20 protein-coding genes are annotated in these 24,242 nt (G+C 67.3%); 6 read left to right on the top strand and 14 right to left on the bottom strand.

What is annotated here, in order from left to right:
• Nucleotides 1–23: 23 nt before the first annotated feature.
• From DRB17_RS10395 to DRB17_RS10405, 3 genes are read right to left on the bottom strand one after another with little or no spacing between them, the layout of a single operon-like run.
• Nucleotides 24–812, bottom strand: coding sequence for a class I fructose-bisphosphate aldolase (locus DRB17_RS10395; protein WP_114582139.1), 789 nt, complete (start codon nucleotides 810–812; stop codon nucleotides 24–26).
• A 15-nt stretch (nucleotides 813–827) separates the two neighbouring features.
• Entirely contained in the window at nucleotides 828–1,856 is a 1,029-nt protein-coding gene (locus DRB17_RS10400; protein WP_114582140.1) for a zinc-dependent alcohol dehydrogenase, read from the bottom strand.
• 59 nt (nucleotides 1,857–1,915) lie between these two features.
• The gene (locus DRB17_RS10405; protein WP_147274877.1) at nucleotides 1,916–3,337 is read right to left on the bottom strand and encodes a hypothetical protein; all 1,422 of its coding nucleotides are present in this window, start codon (nucleotides 3,335–3,337) and stop codon (nucleotides 1,916–1,918) included.
• A 230-nt stretch (nucleotides 3,338–3,567) separates the two neighbouring features.
• Here DRB17_RS10405 and DRB17_RS10410 point away from each other — a divergent pair, with 230 nt between their 5' ends.
• A complete protein-coding gene (locus tag DRB17_RS10410; RefSeq protein WP_114582142.1) occupies nucleotides 3,568–4,182 on the top strand; it encodes a DUF3833 domain-containing protein in 615 nt (204 codons plus the stop codon).
• Here the strand turns inward: DRB17_RS10410 and DRB17_RS10415 are convergent.
• From DRB17_RS10415 to metX, 4 genes are all read right to left on the bottom strand, one after another.
• Nucleotides 4,153–5,370 (bottom strand): cation:proton antiporter, encoded by a 1,218-nt coding sequence (locus DRB17_RS10415; RefSeq protein WP_114582143.1) that lies wholly within the window; start codon nucleotides 5,368–5,370, stop codon nucleotides 4,153–4,155. The two genes, DRB17_RS10410 and DRB17_RS10415, sit on opposite strands and share 30 nt — an antisense overlap.
• Before the next feature lie 223 nt (nucleotides 5,371–5,593).
• Nucleotides 5,594–9,910 (bottom strand): S8 family serine peptidase, encoded by a 4,317-nt coding sequence (locus tag DRB17_RS10420; protein ID WP_114582144.1) that lies wholly within the window; start codon nucleotides 9,908–9,910, stop codon nucleotides 5,594–5,596.
• Nucleotides 9,911–10,145: 235 nt separating this feature from the next.
• A complete protein-coding gene (metW, locus tag DRB17_RS10425; protein WP_114582237.1) occupies nucleotides 10,146–10,775 on the bottom strand; it encodes a methionine biosynthesis protein MetW in 630 nt (209 codons plus the stop codon).
• A 17-nt stretch (nucleotides 10,776–10,792) separates the two neighbouring features.
• The gene (gene metX, locus DRB17_RS10430) at nucleotides 10,793–11,974 is read right to left on the bottom strand and encodes a homoserine O-acetyltransferase MetX (RefSeq protein WP_114582145.1); all 1,182 of its coding nucleotides are present in this window, start codon (nucleotides 11,972–11,974) and stop codon (nucleotides 10,793–10,795) included.
• 182 nt (nucleotides 11,975–12,156) lie between these two features.
• On the opposite strand from metX, the gene DRB17_RS10435 reads away from it, so the two are divergent.
• From DRB17_RS10435 to DRB17_RS10445, 3 genes are read left to right on the top strand one after another with little or no spacing between them, the layout of a single operon-like run.
• The gene (locus DRB17_RS10435; protein WP_114582146.1) at nucleotides 12,157–13,014 is read left to right on the top strand and encodes a chorismate mutase; all 858 of its coding nucleotides are present in this window, start codon (nucleotides 12,157–12,159) and stop codon (nucleotides 13,012–13,014) included.
• Between the two features lie 40 nt (nucleotides 13,015–13,054).
• Nucleotides 13,055–14,143, top strand: coding sequence for a histidinol-phosphate transaminase (gene hisC, locus DRB17_RS10440; RefSeq protein WP_114582147.1), 1,089 nt, complete (start codon nucleotides 13,055–13,057; stop codon nucleotides 14,141–14,143).
• Entirely contained in the window at nucleotides 14,140–15,120 is a 981-nt protein-coding gene (locus tag DRB17_RS10445) for a prephenate/arogenate dehydrogenase family protein (RefSeq protein ID WP_241503804.1), read from the top strand. The genes hisC and DRB17_RS10445 overlap by 4 nt, the downstream gene beginning before the upstream one ends.
• Here DRB17_RS10445 and DRB17_RS10450 read toward each other — a convergent pair.
• Nucleotides 15,020–16,063: a DUF2125 domain-containing protein gene (locus DRB17_RS10450; RefSeq protein WP_114582148.1), complete on the bottom strand. Its 1,044-nt coding sequence runs from the start codon at nucleotides 16,061–16,063 to the stop codon at nucleotides 15,020–15,022. The genes DRB17_RS10445 and DRB17_RS10450 overlap by 101 nt on opposite strands.
• Before the next feature lie 108 nt (nucleotides 16,064–16,171).
• Nucleotides 16,172–16,408, bottom strand: coding sequence for a hypothetical protein (locus DRB17_RS10455; protein WP_114582149.1), 237 nt, complete (start codon nucleotides 16,406–16,408; stop codon nucleotides 16,172–16,174).
• 173 nt (nucleotides 16,409–16,581) lie between these two features.
• On the opposite strand from DRB17_RS10455, the gene DRB17_RS10460 reads away from it, so the two are divergent.
• Together DRB17_RS10460 and DRB17_RS10465 are read left to right on the top strand one after the other, a co-directional pair.
• The gene (locus tag DRB17_RS10460; protein WP_114582150.1) at nucleotides 16,582–17,172 is read left to right on the top strand and encodes a gamma-glutamylcyclotransferase; all 591 of its coding nucleotides are present in this window, start codon (nucleotides 16,582–16,584) and stop codon (nucleotides 17,170–17,172) included.
• A 108-nt stretch (nucleotides 17,173–17,280) separates the two neighbouring features.
• Nucleotides 17,281–18,564 carry an MgtC/SapB family protein gene (locus DRB17_RS10465; RefSeq protein ID WP_114582151.1) on the top strand — a complete coding sequence of 428 codons (1,284 nt, stop codon included), beginning with the start codon at nucleotides 17,281–17,283 and terminating at the stop codon, nucleotides 18,562–18,564.
• Between the two features lie 16 nt (nucleotides 18,565–18,580).
• Here DRB17_RS10465 and DRB17_RS10470 read toward each other — a convergent pair whose 3' ends face one another.
• The 5 genes from DRB17_RS10470 to ftsE all read right to left on the bottom strand — a co-directional run bounded on the left by DRB17_RS10470 (nucleotide 18,581) and on the right by ftsE (nucleotide 24,175).
• Nucleotides 18,581–20,899 (bottom strand): adenosylcobalamin-dependent ribonucleoside-diphosphate reductase, encoded by a 2,319-nt coding sequence (locus DRB17_RS10470; RefSeq protein ID WP_114582152.1) that lies wholly within the window; start codon nucleotides 20,897–20,899, stop codon nucleotides 18,581–18,583.
• Nucleotides 20,900–21,178: 279 nt separating this feature from the next.
• Nucleotides 21,179–21,907, bottom strand: a complete 729-nt coding sequence (locus DRB17_RS10475) for a lysophospholipid acyltransferase family protein (RefSeq protein WP_114582153.1) — start codon at nucleotides 21,905–21,907, stop codon at nucleotides 21,179–21,181.
• A 13-nt stretch (nucleotides 21,908–21,920) separates the two neighbouring features.
• Complete coding sequence (locus tag DRB17_RS10480; protein WP_114582154.1) at nucleotides 21,921–22,568, bottom strand: YdcF family protein; 648 nt, start codon at nucleotides 22,566–22,568, stop codon at nucleotides 21,921–21,923.
• A 1-nt stretch (nucleotide 22,569) separates the two neighbouring features.
• A complete protein-coding gene (locus DRB17_RS10485) occupies nucleotides 22,570–23,457 on the bottom strand; it encodes a cell division protein FtsX (protein ID WP_241503805.1) in 888 nt (295 codons plus the stop codon).
• Nucleotides 23,458–23,479: 22 nt separating this feature from the next.
• Nucleotides 23,480–24,175, bottom strand: coding sequence for a cell division ATP-binding protein FtsE (ftsE, locus tag DRB17_RS10490; protein WP_114582155.1), 696 nt, complete (start codon nucleotides 24,173–24,175; stop codon nucleotides 23,480–23,482).
• Nucleotides 24,176–24,242 lie beyond the last annotated feature (67 nt).

Here is a 24,242-nt window from a genome sequence, read left to right on the forward strand (position 1 = left end):
ACGTTGCGCCGAACCGGGGACGACTAGCCGCCGCCGACGGTCCGCCGCGACAATTCCGCCATCGCGGCGCCGACATCCAGATCCTCGTGGATCATCCGCGCCAGCACGCCGGCCACCCGGCCGGGGTGGTCGCTGCCCCAGATACGCCGGCCCACCGCCGCCCCCACGGCCCCGGCATCCAACGCCTTTCGCACCGTGGTAAGCAGCGCTTCCTCGTCGCCGGTCGAGCCGCCCAGGATCACGACCGGGACCCCGGCGAGGGCGACGGCCTCGGCAAAGCTTTCGGTGTCGCCAGTGAACTTCGTCTTTACGACATCGGCGCCGAGGTCGGCGCCCAGGCGTGCCGCGTCGGCGATATGCTCGGGCGTGTGCTGGTCCTTCGCGGCGAATCCGACAGGGATCATCTCGGCCAGAAGCGGCATTCCCCAGGCCTCGCAGCGCGCCGCCAGCGGGGCCAGATTGGCCTGCGACTGCGGCAGCGTGGGGGATTCCGGGAAGGCCTCCACCTTCACCGCGTCCGCGCCCAGCCGCAGCGCCAGCTCCACGCCGTAGTCGTGCGCCGGCAGGTCGTAGCCCAGCGACAGCACCAATCCCATGCGGCCGATGTCCGCCGTGTGGCGCCCCGCCAATCCGTGACGCAGCAGCACCGCGTCGCTGCCCGCCGCCGCGACCTCCCGCAGCACGCGGCCCGGATCGCGCATCCGCGTGCCGCGTCCCAGGCGCGAGAGGTGATCCATCGCGACGATCAGCGTGCGCCCGTCCCCGCCGAACATCCGGTGCAGGCGCCGCTTGGGATAAGCCGTCCCGGCCATGCCCTTCCTCCCGGTTCAGGCGTTGACGACGATACGGAACGCCGAAGCGTCGACGGCGTGTTGCAGGGCCTTGCCCAGATCGGCCAGCGGATAGCGCGCCGAGACCAGATAACCCAAGTCCAGGATGCCGTTCGCCAGCAGGCGCGTGGCCTCGCTCCAGTCCTCCATGGTCTGGCTGCGCGCGCCGTCCAGCACGATCTCGCGGCGGTGTAGCGCGCTTGGGCCAAGCCCCACCTCGGCATCGCCCGGAAAGCTGCCGTAGTAGACGATGCGCCCGCCGTTGCGCACGCTCTCGCTGGCCTGCGCCGCCGTGGCCGCGCTGCCGAAGGTGACGAAGACGGCATCGACGCCGCGCCCGCCGGTCGCCTCGCGCAGAACCTCCGCCGCCTCCTCGGGCGCGAAGGCGGCGTGCGCGCCGTGGGCCAGCGCCAGCTCGCGTTTCTCCGGGCTGGGCTCGCTCAGGAACACGCGGGCGCCGCGCAGACGGGCCAGGCGGACATGCAGATGCCCCATCGTGCCGCCGCCGATCACCAGCACGTCGTCGCCGAGGCGCAGCTTTCCCTTGTGGATGCTGTGCACGACGCAGGCGACCGGCTCGCTCAGCGCGATCTCGTCGAACGAAAGATCGGCCGGCATGCGGAACAGCTTCCATGCCGGGACGACGGCGTATTCGGACAGCCCGCCGATGCGGCGGAAACGGCCGGGCGCCCGGCCCGCCATCTTGCCGGTGCAAAGGTGCGTCTCCCCACGCCGGCAATTGTCGCACTGCATGCAGCGATCCAGGAAGGCGACGGCCACCGGGTCGCCGGGGACGGCGCTCAGCACGCCCTCGCCATGCACCGCCTCCACCACGCCCGCGGCCTCGTGGCCCGGCGCGATCGGATAGTCGCTCTGCCGGCCCTGCCAAAGCCGCTGTTCCATCGTGCAGAGCGCACAGGCCCGCAGGCGGACCAGCGCCTCCCCGCGCCCCAGTACGGGCACATCCTCGCGGCGAAGCTCGACCTCGCCCGGTCCGGTGAAGACGGCGACCTGATGTTGTTCCATGACGCTTGCACCTGTTCCGTATAGTGGTGCCCGGCGAGGACCGGGCACCACCGACGGTTTTAGTGGGCCGACTTCAGGTTTTCCACACTTGCGTCGAGTTTCGTGGGGAAGTGGCTGAGGTCCATCTGGTAGGACTTGTCCGGCAGGTTGTGGCAGAAGAAGCAGCCGGCCTGCGTGGCATTGTTGCCCAGCGGATCGTAGCCCGTGGCGCCGACCTGCAGGTACGTCTCCATGGTGGCGTTCGCCAAGTGCGGCAGCCCCACAGCATCGACATAGGACAGGCCCTTCTCCTCGTCCTGGAACACCTTGATGCGGAAGTCCTGTGTCGGGCCCTGCCCCGGCTTCGTCCAGAGCGTGCCGATCAGATGATAGTTGCCCCAGGGGCCCTCCAGCTTGGGCCGGAGCGAGGCGTTAAGGCAGGCCACGTTGCCCTTGCTGTTGGCGTTCTTGTCGCCCTCGCTGGACGGGACCACGGCGCAGTTCGCATCGCTGGCGCCGCCGGCCGGCAGCATGTCGGTGCGGCAGACGTTGACCTGCCGGGTTTTGCCGTCCTTGTTCGGGTCGCCGTTACACTGCGGCGAGTCGCCGGTGACGTTGCAGGTCTTGCTTTTCATCACCGAGTCCGGCGCCGTCTTCGGATCGAAGAAGTTCCACGCCATGCCGTCCGGCCCGGTCTCGGCGATGGACAGGCTGTGGCCCGGTTCGCAGTCGGGGACGTTGGCGATGTGCTCCATCGACACCCAGATCGATTCGCCGTGCGTCGGCGTCTTTTCGACGATGTGCATGCCGACGAGGCCGAAGTCGCCCTCGCAGAACATCTCATCTTCCGGGCACTCGCCCTCGTCGAACGTGCGCCATGAGGTCTTGAGCTCCATGAAGTTGCCGTTGTCGGTGCCGTTCGGCGGCAGCCAGACGTTGTTGGCGCAGACGCCTTTGTCATCCGGATCGCACGCCTTGTCGTAGCCGCTCTTGTCGTAGAGGTTCTCGCGCACGACGAAGTTGTAGGCCGTTTCGTCATAGCGGATGTCGTAGCGCACGAGTTGTCCGTCGACATCGATCAGCTCATCGCCGGAGCCCGCCTGCGTCTTGTCGAGCAGCGCCGTCTTCAACGCCGTCGAGCCGCCCGGATAAGGTGCCGGCTTGTCGAGGGCGGGGTCGTGGGAGAGCATGTTGTACCACGGCGCAAAACCCATGAAGCGGGGCTGACCGTCGACACTCTCAACCAGCCACAGGAACTGGTTCCAGCCGAAGGTGTGGAAGTCGCAGAAGGTCTGCTTGCCGGGAACGTCGGCGAGATCCTTGGGATCCGACACATCGATCCGCGTCCCGTTGCTGAACACGCCGTCGCAGCGCGTTTGCGCCGACGCGTTATAGCTGCCTCCGTCCCCGCCGGCGATGCCCGCCGACGCGCCGAGCAGCGACAGCACTGCCGCCGCCCCGGCCATGCGGCACAGCCGCATCGCGCTAGACCACCGTCTCATAGTCCCCCCTGTAGGTTTTCAACGCCGGATACATAACCCGCATAAAGATTGTTTATAACACAATACATCTACTTTCGCGTGTGATTTCAACCGCGCACCCGCCGATTTGCTGCAATGGCGCGCCGGGGGACTTGCCGCCGGAAACAGAGGCGCTACCTCAGGCTGCGTGCGGCGATGCATCCCTCCGGGCAGCCACCGTACAGCTTTATCCATTGCGGGGAGCTTTCCGGATGCATGCCGCCTTTCTGTTTGCCGCTCTCGGCGGCCTTGCCATCGCCCTGTCGGCCTGCGGCGGCATGCGCGTCCAAGACTTCGAGGGCGCCGAGCCGAAACTTGTGCTGGAAGACTATTTCGTCGGCCACACGACGGCCTACGGCGTGTTCGAGGACCGCTTCGGCGACCTGCGCCGCCAGTTCGTGGTCCGCATCGACGGTACCTGGAGCGACGGCACGCTGACCCTGGACGAGGACTTCGCCTACAAGGACGGCGAGACGGCTCGCCGGGTGTGGACGATCCGCAAGCTGGACGAGCACACCTACAAGGGAACGGCGGACGATGTCATCGGCGCCGCCACGGGCAAGGCATATGGCAATGTCTTCAACTGGTCCTACAGCGTCGACCTGCCCGTGGGGGAGGATACTTGGCGCGTCCACTTCGACGACTGGCTCTACCTGATGGGCGACGGCATCCTCATCAACCGGGCCCAGGTGACGAAGTGGGGCATCGAGGTCGGCAGCGTCACCCTCGTCTTCACCAAGCACAAGAACGGTCAGTCCGCTATCGCGCCGACGACCGGCGAAGCCGGCCTGGGTCGATCAGCGCTTCAGCGTCTGGCGCAGCAATAGCGGTGTGGTGATCGTGGTCACCACGGCGGTGATCACCAGCGCCGAGAACAGGTTTTCCACGATTGCATCGCCGCCCGGCGGCGGCCGGAACGCGCCGCTGCGCAACGCCAGGTCGGCGATCACAAGCTCGATGGCGCCGCGGCCGGAGAGCCCGACGCCGACCGAGAGCGAGTCGCGGCGGTCCAGCCCGCTCAACCTCGCGGCAATGCCGGCGCCCGCGATCTTGCCGAGGAAGGCAATCGCCAGCAGCGCCGCCAGGAACGCCGGCGTTTCAATCAGCGCATGCAGGTCGAGGCGAAGGCCGATGGAGGCGAAGAACAGCGGCCCCAGGGCGCCGAAAGTCACGACGTCCAGCACGTGCTTGTCGCGCTCGAAGGTCTCGGGGCCGACCTTCGCCTGCTCGAAGAACAACCCGGCGACGAAGGGACCCAGCACGAAGTCCAGCCCCAAGGCCGTCGCCAGCAGGCCGAAGGCGAAGGCCAGCACCAGCAGCCCGCTCAGCGACATCGGAACGCCATGCCGGCCGAGCCACGGCCAGATGCGAGGGATGACATAGCTGCCGAGCGTACTGGTGATGGCGAAGAACACCACGACACTGCCGACCAGCAGCAGCACGCCCGCCACGTCCAGTTCCGCGCCCCCGATCATGCCGGTGATGGCGGCCAGCAGGATCAGCGCCAGAATGTCGTCGAACACCGCCGCCGCCAGGATCACCTCACCGACGCGCTGATGCAGCACGCCGAGTTCCATCAGCACGTTCGCCGCCACCGGCACAGCCGAGATCGCGAGCCCGGTACCGACGATCAGCGCCTGCGCCGCCTTCAACGGCCCGTCGGGCAGCACCAGCCATGCGAATCCCGCGCCAAGGGCCAGCGGCACGACGCTGCCGCCGACGGCGACGATCAGCGCACGGCGGGAATTCTGCACGATCTCCGAGGGCTCCATCTCCACGCCCGCGCGGAGCAGCAGGAGGAAGATACCGGCTTCGGCAATGCCCGATAGCAACGGTCCCTCAGCGTGAACACCCCAGTCCGCGCCGGCCGGCAGGAACGGCTGCGCCAGCACGACGGCCAGGACGGCCCCGGCCATCACCTCGCCCACCGAGCTTGGCTGGTGCAGCCGCTCGGTCGCGCGCCCGCACACGCGGGCCAGCACGAAGACCACAAGGATGAAGATCGCCGGTTCCATGCCGTGCCCATGCGCCACAAACCCGTTCGGGCCGTCATCGCCCGTGCGCGGCGGAAGATCAAGAGATCGGTAGCTGTGGAAACGTCACCCCCAATCGGCGCCGATCCCGTCGGGACGAGGCGCTCGGCGGTCTTGTCCACCCATTCAACGGCGAAGGGCCGCAAGACGAAGCGCGCGAACGCTGTCTCACGGCCCTTGCAGTAAGCGGCGCCGTGTTGGCCGGTCAGCCGCGCTGACCGCGCTGGCACAGGCAGACCACGCGCGGCGGCACCGTCACCGAGCCGTTGCAGTTGTCGCCCGGGTACTCCGCCGAGACCTTCCAGTTGCCCTCGTCCACCGTCAGGAAGAAATCCTCATAGCAGCCGTTCGCGTCGGTCTTCACCGTCCGGTAGACGGGGTCGCCGACGGGCGGCTCGTACTTCACGACGATCTCCTGGTTCTTCGCCGGCGGATTGGTGCAGCCTTGAACGACGATGCGGCGGCAGTCCCGGAAGCGTTTCTTCGCTTCCTCGCGGATCCGTTGAATGTCGACGTCCCGGCCCTGCATCTTCGCTGCCTCGGCCAGCTGGCGGACCAGTAGATCGAAATCCCTGTCGTCGCAGCGCCGCAGGCCCGTATCGAAGGTCATCTCGGTCCTCCGCCGCAGATCCACCTGAAGCACCCCGCCGCCGACCGGCACAAGCGTATGATCGCGCGCGGCCCAGCTTTCGATGGTCGCCCGCTCCTCGGTGCAGACCTTGGCGTCCTCGGGTGGGGTGATCAGGACATAGACCTCGGTCCGCTCGCCCGGCTTCAGCAGCGCCTTGCGCGGAATAAGCTGCACGTCCCAGCCGGCCGGCACGCCGTGGACACGGAAGTAGAAAAGCTCCTCCTCGTCATAGGGGTTGCTGAGGTCGTAGCGGTGCTGGACCGTGGTGTACGGACTGGCGGTAATGCTCTCGACCTCGCGCAGGTTTTCCTGGGCCCAGTTGTCATGCTCGTTCGTGTCGGTGCCAACGAGGTTGATGAGGTCGACGCGCACGCAGCTATGCGGGTCGCCGTCGTCCACCGGGGTCCATTCCACGAACTGGATGGTCTGGGCGCTGTCGTTGAGCTGGTTAACGTGCTTGATGCCGACGAAGCTGTCGAAGTCCGCCTCGCCGCCCACCGTGTGATACGGCTCGGACACGCGCCACTTGATGTCGAAGTCGAAGGCGTCGCCGGGGCCATCGTTGGAGACCCGCGCGTAGATGCGGTTCACCTCGCCGATCACCGGGTCCTCGCGGTCCTCGTGCGGCGGCGGGCCGCCGCCAAGGTTGAAGCCGTTCTTCGGCGAATCCACCCAGATATCCGGGCTGAAGTAGGAATAGAACTGCCCGCCGATGGTGTCGCCGCGGGTGATGTTGACGTTGTAGTCGGTCGCGGGCGGCGAATAGGTGATGTCGATGTTATAGGCAGCGCCGCCGGTCCCGGCCTTGACCGTCACCGTGATGCCCGTGCCGGGAATAGTCGTGCCGTCCCCGACGCCGAAGGTGGCATCGTCCAGGGTGGCGGTGCCGGGGCTCGCATCCCGGATGATGACCGGCCCCTCGCCCGGCGGAATCAACTCGTTGACGTAGTAGATCAGCACGCCCGAGGCCGGCAGCGCCGCGTCGTAATCGGCGCTGGCGTTGTCGCGCGCCTCGATCATGTAGAACACGTCCTCGTCGTCCGCCGTGGCCGCCCCTTCGCTGAGGCCCAACGCGATGGCCTTGCGGTTCGCGCCGGTCTCGCTTTGCAGGAAAAGCTGCAGGTCGTTCGAGGTGGTCGTCGTTCCGGCGGTCGGGCGCGGGATGTAGGTCACGTCGCCGCCGTGCCCGGCGATCCAGCCCGGCTTCTCCTTCTGCCAGGCCAGGACGTGGACGTTGTTGTAGAACCCGCCCATGTTGTCCCACTGGTCGACATAGGCGCGCGGAAACACCACGCCCGGATAGGCGTAGAGGTCGACGAAGCCAAATTGATGGCCCAGACCGTGGGTATAGTGCGCCACGGAATTCTGGAAGGAATGCACCGACACCGACAGCGGACGCGGCAAGCCGGCCGGCATGTCATAAGGCCACGGCCCCGTGGTCGCCCGGTCCTTGTCGAAGCCGGGATCGTTGGTGACGACAAGGATGCGGTCGATGTCGTCGGCGGGATCGGCCGTGCCCCGGTCGAAGACGTCCGGATCGGCGGTCAGCAGCTTGTCCACCACCTCCTGCGTCATCTCCACCAGAAGGCTGCGCGAGGGGTGGTAATAGTAGCTGCGCGGCTGATCCAGCGAAATCGGGCCGCGATAGTCCGGGATAATCTCGATCTCGCCGTAGCTGACCTCGTCATAGTAATCGACGACGTCGGCGATCTTGTTCTGCAGGTTCGGCAGCGAGGGCGTGACCGCGACATCGGAGAAGTTCGCCCGCACGACCAGCAGGTTCTGGTCGCCCGTCGGCGCCGGCGGCTCGGGGAAGTCGCCGGTGGCTGCCAGCGCATAGCCCTGTCCCGGATCGCCGACCGCGACGCTCGTGCCGTCGACCGCGATCGTCCACTCGCCCGCGGCGGGATTGTTGATCACTACCATTTCGACGGTGTTGATCCCATCCGCCGCGCCGCCCGTGGTCGAGGTGCCGCCAGCGAAGACATTGCCGCGAAAGGTCTGGGTGCCGTCCGGGGTGGTGACGCGGAGGTCCAGGTCGTTGACCGTCGGGTTAGTCGCCCCGGCGGTGCCAGGAGGGTCGCTGAACACCAGCGTGACACGCAGCGGCTCGCCAGGGTCGGTCACGTTGACGGTGTGCGTGCGGGTGACGCCCGTCGTCAGTCCGTCACCGTGCCGGACATCCCAGACACGCAGGTTGCGCGCGTCGCCGGGGAAGAACATCGCGTCGTCCAGCCTGACGATGCCCCAGCCTTCCTGGTTTGAGGGATAGCCGGCCGGACCAGCCATGTTGATGGTGGAGTTCACCAGCGTCGCCTTGATCAGCGCGCCCGTGGGGATGAACACGTGATGCGGCTGGCGCGTGCCGGTGGGATACCAGCCCTGGTCGAAGTACTGCCGGACCAGCGTGGCCGCGGCGGCGGCGTGCGGCGTCGCGTAGCTGGTCGCGCAGGCCGAGCGCGGGCCCGTGTTGCAAGCGGTCGAGACCGTCGCGGACTGGATGTTGCACCCGACGGTGACAAGGTCGGGCTTGCGCCGGCCGTCGGCTGTCGGACCGGGATTGCCATCGCCGATATTCCCTTCGTTCGGGTCGGCCTGCGCGGCGTTCACGCCCACCGCGTTCTTGGCCGTGCCGGGAGGCCCCTGCTCCTCGCTGTTGTTGCCCATCGAGCCGAAGACCAGATGGTCCTGATTGTTGAACGTGAAATTGTCCACGTCGGCTGCGTTCTGGTTGTAGGTCGCCGCATTGCCGGCGCCAGCGGTGTTGTCGTGCCAGCTATTGGTATGGATACGCGCACCGATGCCGGCCGCCGCCGTCAACTCGGATAGCAGCGTGCCGTTGTCGACGTCCGTCGTCGTCCCGGCGACCAGCCGCGCCGCCCAGGCGCCGCCGCGCCGGTTGTGCGCGCCCGGATTGTTGAAGTCGTCGCCGGCGGCGTTGCCGGCGGTGAAGGTCGCGTGCCCGCCGGCGGCAAGACCCGCATCGTTGCGGATGTCCAGGATCTTCCGGTGCGCCGGGCCGGGGGTGTTGTCCACCGTATCCTGGAAGAAGCAGTGGTTGATGTCCGGCGGGGCGCTGTCGATGATGCCGATGATCTGGTCCTCGCCGTGCAGGTCGCTGTTCCAGACCGGCGCGGTCCCGGCAGTGCCGGATTGAATGGTGGTGGCGGCGTTGACGTTGTCGATAATGATCTCGCCGACCTCCTCGATCCAACGCACCTCGGGCAGCCGGGCGATCTTTTCGACGGCCTCTCTATCGTCGAGGACGAAGCGAAGCCGCGCCACGCCGCCGATCTCCCTGTCGTCGCGGATGTCGATCCTGGTGGCGCCGATCTCGCGCAGTTGCTTTGCCGTTTCGCGTGGCTCGGCCTCCGGAAACAGGATGGCACGCAGCAGCAGCCCCTCGACCTTCTTTCGCTCCTCGGTGCGCGGCTCGAACTTGCCGATGGTGGGCGACACCTTGAAGGCCGGCTGGAACGGAACGACCGCCCGCACGGCCGGATGCTCGGACAGCTTCGCGCGCCGAGGCGGGTCGAGACGTTCCAGGTACGCCAGGTTCGGGATGTATTCCCGCAAATCCAGGCCGAAACGGCTCGAAAGCTCCTCCCGCAGCTTCGCCGTCATCGGGCGCTCGAACTGCACGATGTAGTAACCGGGCTGCTGCCGAAGACGCTGCAGCGCCTCGCGGTCGAGCATCTTCTCTTTGGGAACGGCGGCTTCAAGCTTCAGGGGATCGACGCTATAGCCCGCCAACTCGATTTCGTAACCGCGCTCGCCGGCCCGGTCCTGCGCACCGGCAAGGCTCGTCGAAACCACGAGCAGGATGGCAACCGCGCCCGCGACAGCAATCGATCGGCTGAAACGTGCGACGAAAGAGGGTGCTGTCCGCATAATGACCCCCGCACGAAAACAAACAGAACTGATTGAATTATGCGCTCATTTGTTAAACACGTCGCGGTAAAGGGTTAATGCGCGCTGTGACGTTTATGAGTCCTTGGGGAAATTTAAAATATTTTAAGACGACAAGGCATATTCGGTCGACGGACGACTTGTATAGCTGACTGACGAAAGTACAAGAAACAAAGGGACGGATCGGCGCATTGCAAGAACTCGCACCGCGCCAGAACTAACCCGCCCCGCCCCGCTCCTTGGACAGCACGAAGAGCCCGTGCTCGCCCAGCAGGTTTGCTAGGCGCGGGCTGGCGATGCGCTTGTCCTGGCCGCTGTTGTCGAGGGCCAGCGCGCGCTCGACGGTGATGCCGAGGTCGGCGCACAATAGCAGGAAGTCGCGGATCGTGCAGAGGTGGATGTTCGCGGTCTCGAACCACCAGTCGGGCAGCGCCTTGGACGACGGCATTCGCCCCTGCGTCAGCAGGGCCAGTCGCACCCGCCAGTGGCCGAAGTTCGGGAACGACACCACCGCCCGCCGGCCGATGCGAACCATGTGCTGCAGCACCACCTTCGGCGAGCGCGTCGCCTGCAATGTCTGGCTGAGGATGACGTAGTCGAAGGCGTGCGAAGGGTAATCCTTCAGGTCGGTGTCGGCGTCGCCCTGCACCACCGACAGGCCGTGGCTGACGCAGGCGTTGACGCCGGCCTGGCTCAACTCGATGCCGCGCCCCACCGCCTCGCGGTCGTGCATCAGCACGTCCAGAAGCTGGCCGTCGCCGCAGCCCACGTCCAGCACGCGCGAGCCCGGCTCGACCATGTCGGCGATAAGCTGGAGGTCGGCGCGGATCGGGCTGCGTCGTATCATGGTCGCGTCGAACGGGCTCAAGACGGCAGGCCCCGGTGTTCGGCGCAGCCGCGCAGGAAGCCGCGCAGCACGGCGAAGAACTCCGGCTCGTCGAGGAGGAAGGCGTCGTGGCCCTTGTCGCTTTCGATCTCGACGAAGCTGACATCGGCGGCGACGGCGTTGAGGGCGTGGACGACGGCCCGGCTTTCCGAGGTCGGGAACAGCCAGTCGCTGGTGAAGGAGATCACGCAGAACCGCACCGGCGTGTCGGCGAAGGCCCGCGCCAGGACGCCGTCGTGCTCGGCCGCGAGATCGAAATAGTCCATCGCCCGCGTGATGTAGAGGTAGGAGTTTGCATCGAAGCGGTCGACGAAGGTGGAGCCCTGGTGGCGCAAGTAGCTCTCCACCTGGAAGTCCGCGTCGAAGCCGTAGGTCACCGACGGCCGGTCCTGCAGCCGTCTTCCGAACTTGCGGTGAAGCGCCGCCTCGGACAGGTAGGTGACGTGCGCGGCCATGCGCGCCACCGCCAGGCCGCGCCGCGGCACCCTGTCCTGGCGCAGGTAGTCGCCCCCGCACCAGTCGGGATCGGCCATGATCGCCTGCCGGCCCACCTCGTGGAATGCGATGTTCTGCGCCGAATGCCGTGCCGCGCCGGCAATCGGGACGGCGGCGAAGGTGCGCTCGGGATAGCTGGAGGCGAATTGCAGCACCTGCATCGCGCCCATCGAGCCGCCGATGACGCAGAACAACTGATCGATGCCCAGATGGTCCAGCAGCATCGCCTGCGCGCGCACCATGTCGGAGATCGTGATGACCGGGAAGTCCAGGCCCCAGGGCTCGCCCGTTTCGGGATTGATCTCGCGGGGGCCTTCGCTGCCCAGGCAACCGCCGAGCACGTTCGCGCAGATGATGAAATACCTGTCCGTATCCAGCGGCTTGCCGGACCCGATCATCAGTTCCCACCACCCGCGCCGCGATGTGTGCGGCGGATCGGCGGGATGCTGGTCGCCGGTCAATGCATGGCAGACGAGGATGGCGTTCGAGCGGTCCCGGTTCAGATCGCCATAGGTCCGGTACGCCATGCGGAAGGGACCGAGCTCGACCCCGCAATCCAGCTTCAGCGGACGCGCCGCGCCCAACTCGACGCACGTCCCCGATTCGGAGTCGGCGTGTCGATGAAGGTTGCCGTGCCGGCGCGTGTCGTCGACCGTCGTGGCCATACAGGGGTCTCCCGGGAAATGCGCGCGCCCGGCTCTTTCACGCCGGCGCATGCGCGGACGCTAACTGCTAGAGCCGGGGCGGATCGGCTGTCAACGTCTTCGGGGCGAGGTTTTGCTTTGATTTCGGGCGTTGCAGCGACTATCACTGGTCGCCCAGTGTCCCGATCACAACCGCGTTTCTCATGACGTCTGCCGATCCATCGCTTCCCGATCTGCGCCGTGAAATCGACGAGATCGACAACCAGATACACGACCTGTTGATCCGGCGCGGGGAGCTTCAAGCCGCCGTGGTCCGCGCCAAGCAGGGCAGCTCGGTCTATATCCGGCCGGGGCGGGAGGCGATGGTGCTGCGCCGGCTGTGCGCGCGCCACCAGGGACGTTTCCCCAAAGCGGTGCTGGTGCGAATCTGGCGGGAGATATTCTCCGCCGGCCTGTCGCTGCAGGGCGAGTTCTCCATCGCGGTGCTGAACGGCGGCGGCTGCGGCAACGACCTGCGCGCGCTGGCGCGCGACCACTTTGGCGCCTTGACGCCCTTCTCGGACATGGGAACGGCCGCGCGCGTCCTGCAGGCCGTGGCGGACGGCAAGGCGACCGTCGGCGTCCTGCCGATGCCGGAGAGCGAGGAGAGCGAGCCCTGGTGGCCGCGCCTTGCCCGCGCGGGCGGGCAGGTGCCGCGCATCATCGCCCGCCTGCCCTTCGCCGGGCCGGGCAGCCGCGCCGGCAATGCCGAGGCGCTGGCCGTCGCGCTTGTCCCGCCGGAGGAGACCGGCAACGACCGCAGCTATCTGGCCGTCGAGACCGCACGCGAGACCAGCCGCTCAGCCCTGCGGGACGCCATGGGCAAGGCCGGCTTCCAGGTGACCGACTGGAAGTCGTGGGTCGGCGGCAACGAGCAGGCGCTCTACCTGGTGGAGTGCGAGGGCACCCTGGACGAGCGCGATCCGCGGCTGGACGCGCTGGCCGCGGACAACGACTTTGTCGGAACGGCGTGGCCCATCGGCTCCTACGCGGTGCCGCTGTCCAGCGAAGAGCTGGCCTGAGGCCGACCCCGAGAGAGGCTTTTTCGAGGAGACGTGCACGATGGCGCCCAACCCGCGCCCCGGCATTCTGGATATTGCGCCCTACGTCGGCGGCGAGTCCGAACTCGCCGGTTTCGACTATGTCGCGCGCCTGGCATCGAACGAGAACCCGCTGGGTCCCAGCCCCAAGGCGGCCCAGTCATACGCGGCGCTCAAGGACGACTTGCACCGCTATCCCGATGGCGGCACCACCGAGCTGCGCGATGCCATCGCCAAGGTGCACGACCTTGATGCCGGCCGCATCGTTTGCGGCGCGGGCTCGGACGAGTTGATTTCCCTGCTGGTGCGCGCTTATGCCGGGCCGGGCGACGAGGTGGTCTACAGCCGCCACGGCTTCCTGATGTACCCGATTGCCGCGACGACCGCCGGGGCGAAAGCGGTCGCCGCGCCGGAAACCGATCTGACGGCCGACGTCGACCGTATCCTGGAATGCGTTGGCGAGGCCACACGCATGGTCTTCGTCGCCAACCCAAACAATCCAACCGGCACCTTCCTGCCGGAGGGCGAGCTTGAGCGTTTGCACGCGGGCCTGCCGGACGGCGTCCTTCTGGTCATCGACGCCGCCTATGCCGAATACGTCGAGGACGGCGCCTACGCGGATGGCCGCGCACTGGTGGAGCGGGCCGACAACGTGGTGATGACCCGGACGTTCTCGAAGATATACGGCCTCGCCGCGCTGCGCCTGGGCTGGGCCTACGGGCCGGCCAATGTGGTGGACGTGCTGAACCGGCTGCGCGGGCCGTTCAACGTCTCCGCCGCCGCCCAGGCCGCCGGGGTCGCCGCCGTGCGCGACCGCGACTACGTCCAGAAATCCGTGGAGCACAACCGGGTCTGGCGCGACTGGTTCCGCCAGCAGGCAGGCATCGCCGGGGTGGAGGCGCTTCCTTCGGTCGGCAACTTCGTGCTGCTGCGCTTCGACGGCGATGCGCGGGCGGAAGCGGCGGTCGCGCACTTCAAGGAGAACGGCGTGCTGGTCCGCCGCATGGCGAGCTACGGCCTGCCGGACTGCCTGCGGGTGTCCATCGGCACCGAGACCGACATGCGCATGGCCGCCGACGCGCTGGCCAGCTTCGCGGAGCGACGGACATGACAAGCGATCCCATGTTCGAACGCCCCATATTCGAACGGATGTGCCTGATCGGCATCGGGCTGATCGGCTCGTCCCTCTCACTCGCGGTGCAGCGTCACGGCCTCGTCGGCGAGGTGGTCGGCTGCGCGCGCAGCGAGGCGACCCGGCAGACCGCCCTCGACCTTGGCCTGTGCTCGGCCGTCCACGCGGACCCGGCGCAGGCGGTAGGAGGCTGCGATCTGGTCATGATCTGCTCGCCGGTTGGCACTTACGCGGAGATTGCCGAACGGATCGGACCGCACCTGCGCGAGGGCAGCATCCTGAGCGACGTCGGCTCGGTAAAGCAGGCGGTGATTCGCGACGTCGGGCCGTTCGTACCGGACCACGTACACTTCGTTCCAGGCCACCCCATCGCCGGCACCGAGAAGTCCGGGCCGGAGGCCGGCTTCGCCGAGCTGTTCGAGGACCGCTGGGCCATCCTGACGCCGCCGCCGGGAACCGACGCGGACGCGGTGCAGCGGCTGGCGGCACTGTGGCAGGGCGTGGGCTCGATGGTGGACACAATGGATGCGCGCCATCACGATCGGGTGTTGGCGATGACCTCGCACCTGCCGCACCTGATCGCCTACACCATCGTCTCGACCGCCGCCGACCTGGAAAACCACGAGCAGCAGGAGGTGGCGAAGTTCTCAGCCGGCGGCTTCCGCGATTTCACCCGCATCGCGGCGTCGGACCCGGTGATGTGGCGCGACATCTTCCTGAACAACCGGGAAGCCGTGCTGGACGTGCTGCAGCGCTTCAACGAGGACATCACCGCCCTGCAGCGGGCCATCCGCTGGGGCGAGGGCGAGGTGTTGGAGGACGAGTTCCGGCGGACACGGGCGCTACGCCAGGGCGTTATCGAAGCGCACCAAGCCGGGTCGTTCGATCCGCGAGAACCGGAGAAAGCTTCCAAAGCGGAACCGGACCCAGGAAAACCTGGCCCTCGCGAAAGCTGAGCGGCAGCTTCACCTTGCCCTCCCCGGCATCGGACTGCTGCGCCGTCAGCGCCGCGATCGCCATCTTGGCGTAGGCGGCCGTCTTCGGCTCGATAACGCCGGTCTTCTCCAGCCGGTCGAGAGCCGGGCCAAGCCCCTCGACCGCCACGTCCAGCGTCCCCTCCGGCCGCAGACGCCCGTCGAGGCCAAGCTGGCCGTCGCCCGTCATCCGCAAGGGCGGCCAGATGATATCGACGCGGTGGACATCCACCTTTCCGCCCGCCTGACGCCACGCATGCAGGCTTTGCGCGTCCAGCTTCTCCGGCACCGGCCCGCGCGCCACACCGTCCAACGTCAGCGATTCGATCTGCCGGCCAAAGGGCGTGTCCGCGCGCGGCGGCAAAAGCAGTTGGCGTGCCGCCGCGTCGAAGCCGATGTCGGTCGTCTCGCGCCCCTCCGCCGGCAGCGGTTGCAGCGACAGATCGACCGCGTCCGCCGCGACCGTACCCGCATCCAGCCCGGTCAGTCGCGCGCCGCGCAGGGAAAGCGCGCCTCCCTGCGTTCCGGTCTGCGGCACGAAGCGCAGCTCGCCATCGACGGATTCCGCATCCAGCCGCAGGTCGCGCCCCGATGGCAGGGTCAGGATGTGGCTTCCCGGCGCGTTGACGTTCACCGCAAGCGGGTCGATCAGATCTGCCCGTCCGCGCAGCACTGGCGCCTGCCAGCGCCAGCCCGCCGGCGCCGCGACGGCCGGGGTATCCAGCCGCGCGGTCAGCCGGATCGGGAAGCCGCCGAACGCCGGCTCGGCGCGGGTGAAGCGGTAACCCTCGGCCCGGCGCTCCGTCAGCCAGCCGTCGTAACGCTCGTGGACCGTCTCCTTCGCCCAGAACCAGGTCGCGGTGACGCCGATCCCGGTTCCGGCGATCAGGGCAAGGGCAAAGAGGGCAAGCTGCTTGCGGCGCATGCGAAAGCGACTCCGAATCCGTGATCCGACATCAGAGTACGCGCCCTAAGCCGCTGTGTCCCGTGCCTTTTTTGCGGCCCGCCTGAGAGATCCGGCCACGGCGTCGCCTTATTCGGCCTTGCCCTGGGCCGCCTGTTTCAGGCCGTCGGCAAGCTGATTGAGCTGTTCCTTCGACATACCGAGTTGCAGGATGTGCGGCTCGTCGATCGCCTGCGATGCGTCGGTGAGGTACTGGAACTGGATGGCGAAATCGCCGTCCTCCAGGCGCTGTGTGCGCAGACCGGTCAGCACGCTGAGATCCATGCGTCCATCTTTGGCCAGTTTCCAGCCGTCTTGTTCAGCCATCTTTCTTGCTCCCCCATCGCTCTGGTTGATCCGGTGCCGGGCGCACCGGCGGCTCTCCCGTCTGTGAACCTTATTCGCGCTGCCAATGCAACCGTCGATGTGTACGCGCGGGCCTTTATCAGAATGCGGCGGTGCGGATAAGATCGCCCCCGTCGGCGAAACAAGAGAGTCGAATGTCGCAAACCGCACGCTACGACCACGGCAAACCGCGCCTCGACCCGCCGCCGGGGAAGGACTTCTGGGTGTTCGGCTATGGCTCGCTGATATGGCGGCCGGGGTTTCCGCACGTGGAGGTCCGCACCGGCATGCTGCGCGGCTATCACCGGCGCTTCTGTGTCTACTCGCACCGCTATCGCGGCACGCCGGAGTGCCCGGGCCTCGTGCTCGGCCTTGCCCGCGGCGGCTCGTGCCGCGGACTGGTCTACCGCGTCCCGGCGGCGGAGGGCGAGGCCGTGATGGATTACCTGTACGAGCGGGAGATGATCCTGGGCGTCTACGATCCCCGCTGGCTCAAGGTCGATACCGACGAGGGCCGGGTCGCCGCCGCCGGCTTCGTCGTCGACACCGCGCACCATCAATACGCCGGACGCCTTTCCATGCCCGAGTTGTCCCGCCTGATCCTACAGGGACGCGGCAAGGGCGGCACCTGCCTGGAGTACCTGCGTAACACGGTCCATCACCTGGAAGCGCTGGACATGCACGACCGTGCGCTGCACCGGCTGCTGGCCTACGTGGAGGCGGGGAAAGCGGACGCAGCCGAATAGGAGCGCCGGATACAGGCGGCCCCTCCCTCTGATGGCCGATGGACCCGGACATGCCCCGGCATGCTAGGCTGATTCCCAACCAACAACCACTGGGAGACATGCCGGCGAATGCCCGACACGACCGTCCTGCTCGAGCGCCTGGCCGTCGCCCTGGCAATCGGCCTTCTGATCGGCCTGGAGCGTGGCTGGAAAACGCGGGAACTATTGGAAGGCCAACGTGTCGCGGGCGTGCGGACATTCGGCGTCATCGGGCTACTTGGCGGTCTTTCGGCCGTTCTGACGCTTTTGACCAACGCGTTGACGCTCGGCGCGGCGCTTTTGGGCATGACCGCGCTCCTGGGGCTGAACCACTGGTACACCCTGCATCGTGGCGAGGACATCGGCAGCACGACCATTATCGCGGCGCAGGCCACCTTCGCCCTGGGGGCGCTGGCCGGCTTCGGCGAGCTGACCGTCGCCGCGTCCGCCGCCGTCGTGCTGACGCTGCTGCTTGGCGTGAAGACGCAGTTGCACGGCATCGTCGCGCGGCTGGAAGAAAGGGAGCTGATGGCAGTGCTGCAGCTCCTGATCATTTCCGTCGTGCTGCTGCCGGTCTTGCCGGACCAGGGTTACGGTCCATACGGGGCACTCAATCCCTACCGGATCTGGTGGATGGTCGTGCTGATCGCCGGGCTGTCCTTCCTTGGCTATATCGCCATCAAGACCGTCGGGGCGAGGCGCGGCGTTCTGCTGACAGGCTTCATGGGTGGCCTGGCGTCCTCGACCGTGACCGCCATCAACCTCGCTCGCCTGGCGCGCAACAGCAAGGAAGCGGCGGCCAGCCCGCTCCTGGCCGCCGGGGCGGTGGGGGCCGTGGCGACCATGTTCCCGCGCGTACTCGTCATCGTGGCCGTCGTCGCGCCGGAACTCCTGCCCGCGCTGGCATGGCCACTCGGCCTCGCGACTGTGACGGCGCTCGCCGCCACGGCATGGCGCTGGCGGCATGGAGAGGCCCTCAGCGAACCCGGCGCCCTGCAACCGCGCAACCCGTTCGAGCTTCGCATGGCATTGCAGTTCGCGGCGCTGCTGACGTTCGTGATGCTGCTGGCGCGCGCGCTCAAGGCCTGGGCTGGCGATACTGGCCTTTACGTGCTTGCCGGCATATCGGGTCTGACGGATGTCGATGCCATTACCCTGTCGCTGGCCGCGATGGTGGGCGATCAGGAAACCACCGCCTCGGTCGCAACGCTTGGTATCGTCCTTGCCGCTGTCGCCAACACGCTGGTCAAGCCGATCCTCGTCACTGTCGTCGGGGCACGCCGGATGGCCCTGCACATGCTATGGCCGCTGCTGCTTTCGATGGCCGCCGCCGGTGTCGGTGTCTATCTCTCGCGCATGATGGCGGCCGGGTAACCGCCTGGCATTGATTTCAGCCGCACCGCGAATAGCCGCAGCTCGTGCACAGGTCGCAGCCTTCCTGGTAGATGACGGCCGCGGCGCCGCACTTCGGGCACTGGCGCGGCGGGGTGGTTTCCTCGCCGACCGCGCGGCGATGCTGTTCGGTGGTGCGGCTCTTGCCGGCGACTTCGGCGCGTTCCGGCAGGAATCCGATGTCGATCATATGCTGCTCGATCACCTCGCCGATGGCGGCAAGTAACGACGGCTTGTAGCGGCCGTGCAGCCAGGCGCCGCCGCGCGGATCGAAGACGGCCTTCAACTCCTCCACCACGAACGAGACGTCGCCGCCGCGCCGGAACACCGCCGAGATCATCCGCGTCAACGCCACGGTCCAGGCGTAGTGTTCCATGTTCTTGGAGTTGATGAAGATCTCGAACGGCCGACGGCGCCCATCCTGCACCACGTCGTTCAGGGTGATGTAAATGGCGTGGTCGCTTTCCGGCCAGCGCAGCTTGTAGGTCCGGCCGGGCAGCACCTCCGGCCGCTCCAGCGGCTCGGTCATGTAGACCACGTCGCCGGCCTGCGCCTCTTCCACGTTGCCCTGGCCGATAGCAGGGGGACCGGCCCGCGTTTCCCCATCCTCTCCGTCGGTCCGGGTCTCCAGCACCGCCCCGGTCACAGGGTTCGGGCGATAAGTCGTGCAGCCCTTGCAGCCCAGGTCGTAGGCCTGCATGTAGACGTCCTTGAACGCCTCGAAGGGGATGTCGGCGGGCACGTTGATGGTCTTCGACACCGAGGAATCGATGAAGCCCTGCACCGCCGCCTGCATGACGACATGCGCGGACGGGGACAGCTTCTCCACGGCGATGAAGGAATCCGGCAGTTCGGCATCCTTGCCGAAGCGCTTGCGATAGCGGGCGACAGCGTAATCCGTCACCTCCTCCTTGCGCCGCTTGCCGTCCGGCATCAGCACATTGCGGGTATAGGAAAAGCTGTAGACCGGCTCCAAGCCGCTGGAGACGTTGTTCGCCAGGATGGAGATGGTTCCCGTCGGCGCCACCGATGTGACGAGGCCGTTGCGGATGCCGTGCGTGGCGATAGCCTCGCGCACATCGGCGTCGAGAGCCTGGATCGTCTCGCCCTGCAGGTATTTCTCCTTGTCGTACAGCGGGAAGGGCCCGCGTTCTTTCGCCAGTTCGGCCGAAGCCAGATAGGCGGCGCGGCGGAAGGCGTGCATCCATGTCTCCGTCGCGCTCACCGCCTCGCGCGAGCCGTAGGTCAGGCCGCACATGATGAGCGCGTCCGCCAGCCCCGTCACCCCCAGGCCGATGCGCCGCTTTGCGCGGGCCTCCTCCTCCTGCCGCGGCAACGGGAAGCGCGAGCAGTCGATGGCGTTGTCAAGCATCCGTACCGCTGTCGGCACCAGTTCCGCCAGGGCGTCGAGGTCGAGCCTGGCCTCCGCCTCGAACGGCCGCTTCACCAGCGCCGCAAGATTGATCGAGCCCAGCAGACAGGCGCCGTAGGGCGGCAGCGGCTGCTCGCCACAGGGGTTGGTGGCGTGAATCTCCTCGCAGTACCAAAGGTTGTTCGCCGCGTTGACGCGGTCGATGAAGATCACCCCCGGCTCGGCGTAATCGTAGGTCGCCCGCATGATGCGGTCCCATAAATCGCGCGCACGCAGCGTGCGGAAGACCTCGCCCCCAAACATCAGCGGCCATTCCGCATCCTCTCGAACGGCGCGGATGAAGGCGTCGGTCACGAGGACCGAGAGGTTGAACATGCGCAGCCGGTCGGGCTCGTGCTTGGCCTCGATGAACGCTTCGATATCCGGATGGTCGCAGCGCAGCGTCCCCATCATCGCGCCCCTGCGAGAGCCGGCGCTCATGATCGTCCTGCACATAGCGTCCCAGACGTCCATGAAGCTGAGCGGGCCCGAGGCGTCCGCGCCCACGCCGTGGACATAGGCGCCGCGCGGACGCAGCGTGGAAAAGTCGTAGCCGATGCCCCCACCCTGCTGCAGCGTCAGCGCCGCCTCGCGCAGGTGAGCGAAGATGCCGCCCATGTCGTCGGGGATCTCGCCCATGACGAAGCAGTTGAACAGCGTGACGTTCCGGCTGGTCCCCGCGCCCGCCATGATCCGGCCGGCAGGCATGAAACGGAATCCCTCCATGGCCGAATAGAAGACGTCGCGCCACTGCTGCCGCGTGTCCTCGTTTTCGGTCTCGGCCAGCGCCCGCGCCACCCGCGCCCAGCTATCCTCGACCGATTTTTCCACAGGCGCCCCGTCCTCCCCGTGGAGGCGGTACTTCATGTCCCAGATGCGGCGAGAGATCGCCGAGAGTTCGGTCATTGGCAGTTTTCCCGGCATTCTTGCGGGAGCGAATACGGCCGGAACGCCTGGAAAACCGCGCATCCGGCGCCCGGACGACCAGAGTTAAGCAGGGCTTCCGGAGAGTCAAGGGAAAGTTCTTCTTATGTTCTCTCGCGCGATACGACGCCGCTTGACGCGTCCGCTATCCGCTGGCGCGAGAATCAGTCAACAAAGTTATCCACATGGTTAATAAGAGGTTAATGTTTATCCGGGATGACCCGCGAGCGTATTCCCCGATTGCGCCGTAAGCGCGGCTTGCTAAGGCTCCTCTACCCCCTTTGCTTCGGCCAGAAGGCGAGTGCTGGCCGACTCCAGGTTGTCGTGCAGGCGCCGCATGAAATCGCGCCGCGACAGGCCGGGCGGAATCGGCGGCAGGAACTCCAGCACGATACGGCCCGGATGCTTGCGGAATGCCCGGCGGCCCCAGAACAGTCCGGAGTTCAGCGCCACCGGCACGACCGGCAGCGCAAGCTCGCGATAGAGCGCGGCGACGCCCGGATGGTAGGGCCGATCCTCCCCCGGCGGCGTCCGGGTCCCCTCGGGAAAGATGATCAGCGTGCGGCCCTGCCCCACCTGCTCCTCGGCATCGTGCAGCATGCGGCGCAGTGCCTTCGCCCCGCCCTTCCGGTCTACGGCGACCATGCCGTAGTGCTTCAGGTACCAGCCGAACAGCGGCACCCATGTCAGCTCGCGCTTCAGCACGTAGGTCGGGTTCGCCAGCAAGCGGCTGAAGATCAGCGTGTCCCAGGCCGACTGGTGCTTCGCCGCGACAAGGAACGGCCCGTCAGGCAGGTTTTCCCGGCCCCGGATCTCGTAATCGAGGCCGATCAAGCGACGCAGCAGCCATGATGTACCGCGCGTCCACAGCCTGCCGACGGACAGCATCATTCGCGGCGGTCCAAGCAGCAAGGGCAGCGCCAGAAGCTGCATCAGGATGGACCAGGTGAAGAACGCCACGTTGAAGGCAAGCGAACGCACGGCGAGCATCAAGGCTCCTTGTTTACGAATCCGAATCTGCGGGAACCGGGGTTACGGCAACACGGACGACGGCGACCAGATACTTGGTGTACTCGCCCAGCAGAAGGTAGGTGCTGCCCGGCCAGCGCCACCAGTCGTTCTGCTTCACATGCTCGGGAAACACCGGGTGCGGGACGATCTCGACGCCCGGCATCAGGCGGCGGAACTCCAGCATGCTGCGCGGCATATGGTAGGCGGCGGTGACGAGGCGCAGCGAGGTGAAGCCGTTGTCGCGCACCCACCGCGCCGTCTCGATGGCGTTACCGTGGGTGGTTTCGGCCTCGTGCCCCAGGGCCACACAGCACGACAGCTCTTCCGGCGCGCGCTGCGACACGCGCAGAAGCTCGGCCACGTCGACGCCGCGGTAGACGCCCGAGACGAACAGCTTGGCCGCACGCTTGTCGGCCAGCAGGTCCAGGCCGCGCCGAACCCGGCCGCTGCCCCCGGTCAGCACGACAATCGCGTCGGTCCGGCGCAATGGCTCCGCGACCTCCCCCGGCAGCTTGCCCACGAACCACAGGAATCCCGCGAACCAGCCCGCCAGCAGCAATCCACCGCACGCCAGCAGGGCGGCCAGCAGGCCGAATCGCCGGCGGCCGCGCCGCAGCGAGCCGGAGGCGCCGCCCGCCATCTCAGGACAGCCGCGCCAGCGTGCGCAGCACCGTGAACCGCGCCGTCAGCATCGCCACCAGGGCGGCCGCCACCGGCGTCGCCCCCAGTATCGCCCACTGCAGCGGGCTGAGGGAGAGGTCCGGAATCACCGCCGCCTCGCCGCCGCTCTCGAAAACCTTCGACAGACCGAACAGCGTCGCCGCCGCCAGCGCCAGGCCGGCCACGCCGCCGGCGAGACCCAGGCGCAGGGCGTGGCGCTGGAACTGACTGGCCACATAGCCGTCGCGCGCACCGATCAGGTGCAGAAGCTCGATCACCTGCCGGTGGACGGCGAGACCCGTGCGGGTGACGAACACGACGGTCACCACCGCGGCCCCGGCAATCAGCGCCACCACCAGCATCGCAAGAAGTTGCAGCGAGTGGGCGATTTCCAGCAGGCGGCCGAGGGTGCGCTGATGGTCGTCCAGCGTGGCACCCGGCGCGGCTTCCCGCAACTCGGCGCGCAGTGCGTCCAGGTCCGGCGGATCGCCGCGATCCACGGTGACGGCGATCAGGCTTGGCAGCGGCAGGTCGCCGGTGGCCGCCTGCGAGCCCAGCCACGGCTCCAGGAGCTCCCGCATGCGTGCCGGCTCCACCGGTCTGGCGCGAACCACGCCGACTTTGCCGCGCAAAACCTCCAACACCGCTTGCACGCGGGCATCCTGCCCGCCGTCCGATTCGATATCCGGCGGCACTTGCACCGTCACCTGGTCCGACAGCCCCTTGTCCCAGCGTTCCGTCAGGTTGGAAACGGCAATCGCGGCGGCCAGCGCCAGCGCGGCCAGGTACACCATGAACCCGATCAACCAGGGCAGGAACCGCGCCGAGGCATCGTTGTCCAGCGGCACGTCGCGACGACCGACGATCACGGCGATCCAGCTCCCGTTCGCCTCAACGCCCGGCTCCGGCCGTGCGGCGGGTCCCGCCCGAAATCATGTTGTCGCTGCCGGCAAGACGGATCACCGGATGCGGGAACCGCTCGACAAGCTGCTCGTTGTGCGTGGCAATGACCACGGTCGTGCCCATCTTGTTCAGTTCCTCGAAGAGATAGAGGAGGCGCAGCGCCAGCCTGTCGTCAACGTTGCCCGTCGGCTCGTCCGCAAGCAAGAGGCTGGGCCGGGCGATCACCGCGCGGGCGATGGCGACGCGCTGCTGCTGCCCGCCCGAGAGCGTGGGCGGCAGGGCGTGGATGTGGTCGCCCAGGCCGACCCACGACAGCAGTTCCACCACATGCTCGTCCAGCGATGAGTTGCGCCGTCCCGCCACGCGCAGCGGCAGGGCGACATTCTCCAGCGCGCTCAAGTGGTCGAGCAGGCGGAAATCCTGGAACACCACGCCGATTCGTCGCCGCATCACCGCCTTGTCCTGGCGCGACAGCTCGCCGACGTCGCGGCCGAACAGGCTGATCGCGCCGCCCGACGGCCGCTGCCAGAGATACATGAGCTGCAGCAGCGAGGATTTGCCCGCGCCACTGGCGCCGAGAACGAAGTGGAACGATCCCGGCCTCAGGTGGAACGAAAGATCGCGCAGGACGTAAGGCCCGGCGTCGTAGCGAAAGGTGACGTTCTCGAAGCGGACCAACGACATCTCCCCAGATGGGCCCACATCAACATGGCACAGTGCCGGGGCCGGCGCAAAGTGCCGCTGGCTTCCC

The sequence above is a fragment of the Ferruginivarius sediminum genome, assembly GCF_003344765.1.
GTDB lineage: Bacteria > Pseudomonadota > Alphaproteobacteria > Kiloniellales > Rhodovibrionaceae > Ferruginivarius > Ferruginivarius sediminum.

Excerpts from the sequence above, each read along its gene's own strand:
- DRB17_RS10395 (WP_114582139.1), bottom strand. The coding sequence starts at position 812 with ATGGCCGGGACGGCTTATCCCAAGCGGCGCCTGCACCGGATGTTCGGC.
- DRB17_RS10400 (WP_114582140.1), bottom strand. The coding sequence starts at position 1,856 with ATGGAACAACATCAGGTCGCCGTCTTCACCGGACCGGGCGAGGTCGAG.
- DRB17_RS10405 (WP_147274877.1), bottom strand. The coding sequence starts at position 3,337 with ATGAGACGGTGGTCTAGCGCGATGCGGCTGTGCCGCATGGCCGGGGCG.
- DRB17_RS10410 (WP_114582142.1), top strand. The coding sequence starts at position 3,568 with ATGCATGCCGCCTTTCTGTTTGCCGCTCTCGGCGGCCTTGCCATCGCC.
- DRB17_RS10415 (WP_114582143.1), bottom strand. The coding sequence starts at position 5,370 with ATGGAACCGGCGATCTTCATCCTTGTGGTCTTCGTGCTGGCCCGCGTG.
- DRB17_RS10420 (WP_114582144.1), bottom strand. The coding sequence starts at position 9,910 with ATGCGGACAGCACCCTCTTTCGTCGCACGTTTCAGCCGATCGATTGCT.
- metW (WP_114582237.1), bottom strand. The coding sequence starts at position 10,775 with ATGATACGACGCAGCCCGATCCGCGCCGACCTCCAGCTTATCGCCGAC.
- metX (WP_114582145.1), bottom strand. The coding sequence starts at position 11,974 with ATGGCCACGACGGTCGACGACACGCGCCGGCACGGCAACCTTCATCGA.
- DRB17_RS10435 (WP_114582146.1), top strand. The coding sequence starts at position 12,157 with ATGACGTCTGCCGATCCATCGCTTCCCGATCTGCGCCGTGAAATCGAC.
- hisC (WP_114582147.1), top strand. The coding sequence starts at position 13,055 with ATGGCGCCCAACCCGCGCCCCGGCATTCTGGATATTGCGCCCTACGTC.
- DRB17_RS10445 (WP_241503804.1), top strand. The coding sequence starts at position 14,140 with ATGACAAGCGATCCCATGTTCGAACGCCCCATATTCGAACGGATGTGC.
- DRB17_RS10450 (WP_114582148.1), bottom strand. The coding sequence starts at position 16,063 with ATGCGCCGCAAGCAGCTTGCCCTCTTTGCCCTTGCCCTGATCGCCGGA.
- DRB17_RS10455 (WP_114582149.1), bottom strand. The coding sequence starts at position 16,408 with ATGGCTGAACAAGACGGCTGGAAACTGGCCAAAGATGGACGCATGGAT.
- DRB17_RS10460 (WP_114582150.1), top strand. The coding sequence starts at position 16,582 with ATGTCGCAAACCGCACGCTACGACCACGGCAAACCGCGCCTCGACCCG.
- DRB17_RS10465 (WP_114582151.1), top strand. The coding sequence starts at position 17,281 with ATGCCCGACACGACCGTCCTGCTCGAGCGCCTGGCCGTCGCCCTGGCA.
- DRB17_RS10470 (WP_114582152.1), bottom strand. The coding sequence starts at position 20,899 with ATGACCGAACTCTCGGCGATCTCTCGCCGCATCTGGGACATGAAGTAC.
- DRB17_RS10475 (WP_114582153.1), bottom strand. The coding sequence starts at position 21,907 with ATGCTCGCCGTGCGTTCGCTTGCCTTCAACGTGGCGTTCTTCACCTGG.
- DRB17_RS10480 (WP_114582154.1), bottom strand. The coding sequence starts at position 22,568 with ATGGCGGGCGGCGCCTCCGGCTCGCTGCGGCGCGGCCGCCGGCGATTC.
- ftsE (WP_114582155.1), bottom strand. The coding sequence starts at position 24,175 with ATGTCGTTGGTCCGCTTCGAGAACGTCACCTTTCGCTACGACGCCGGG.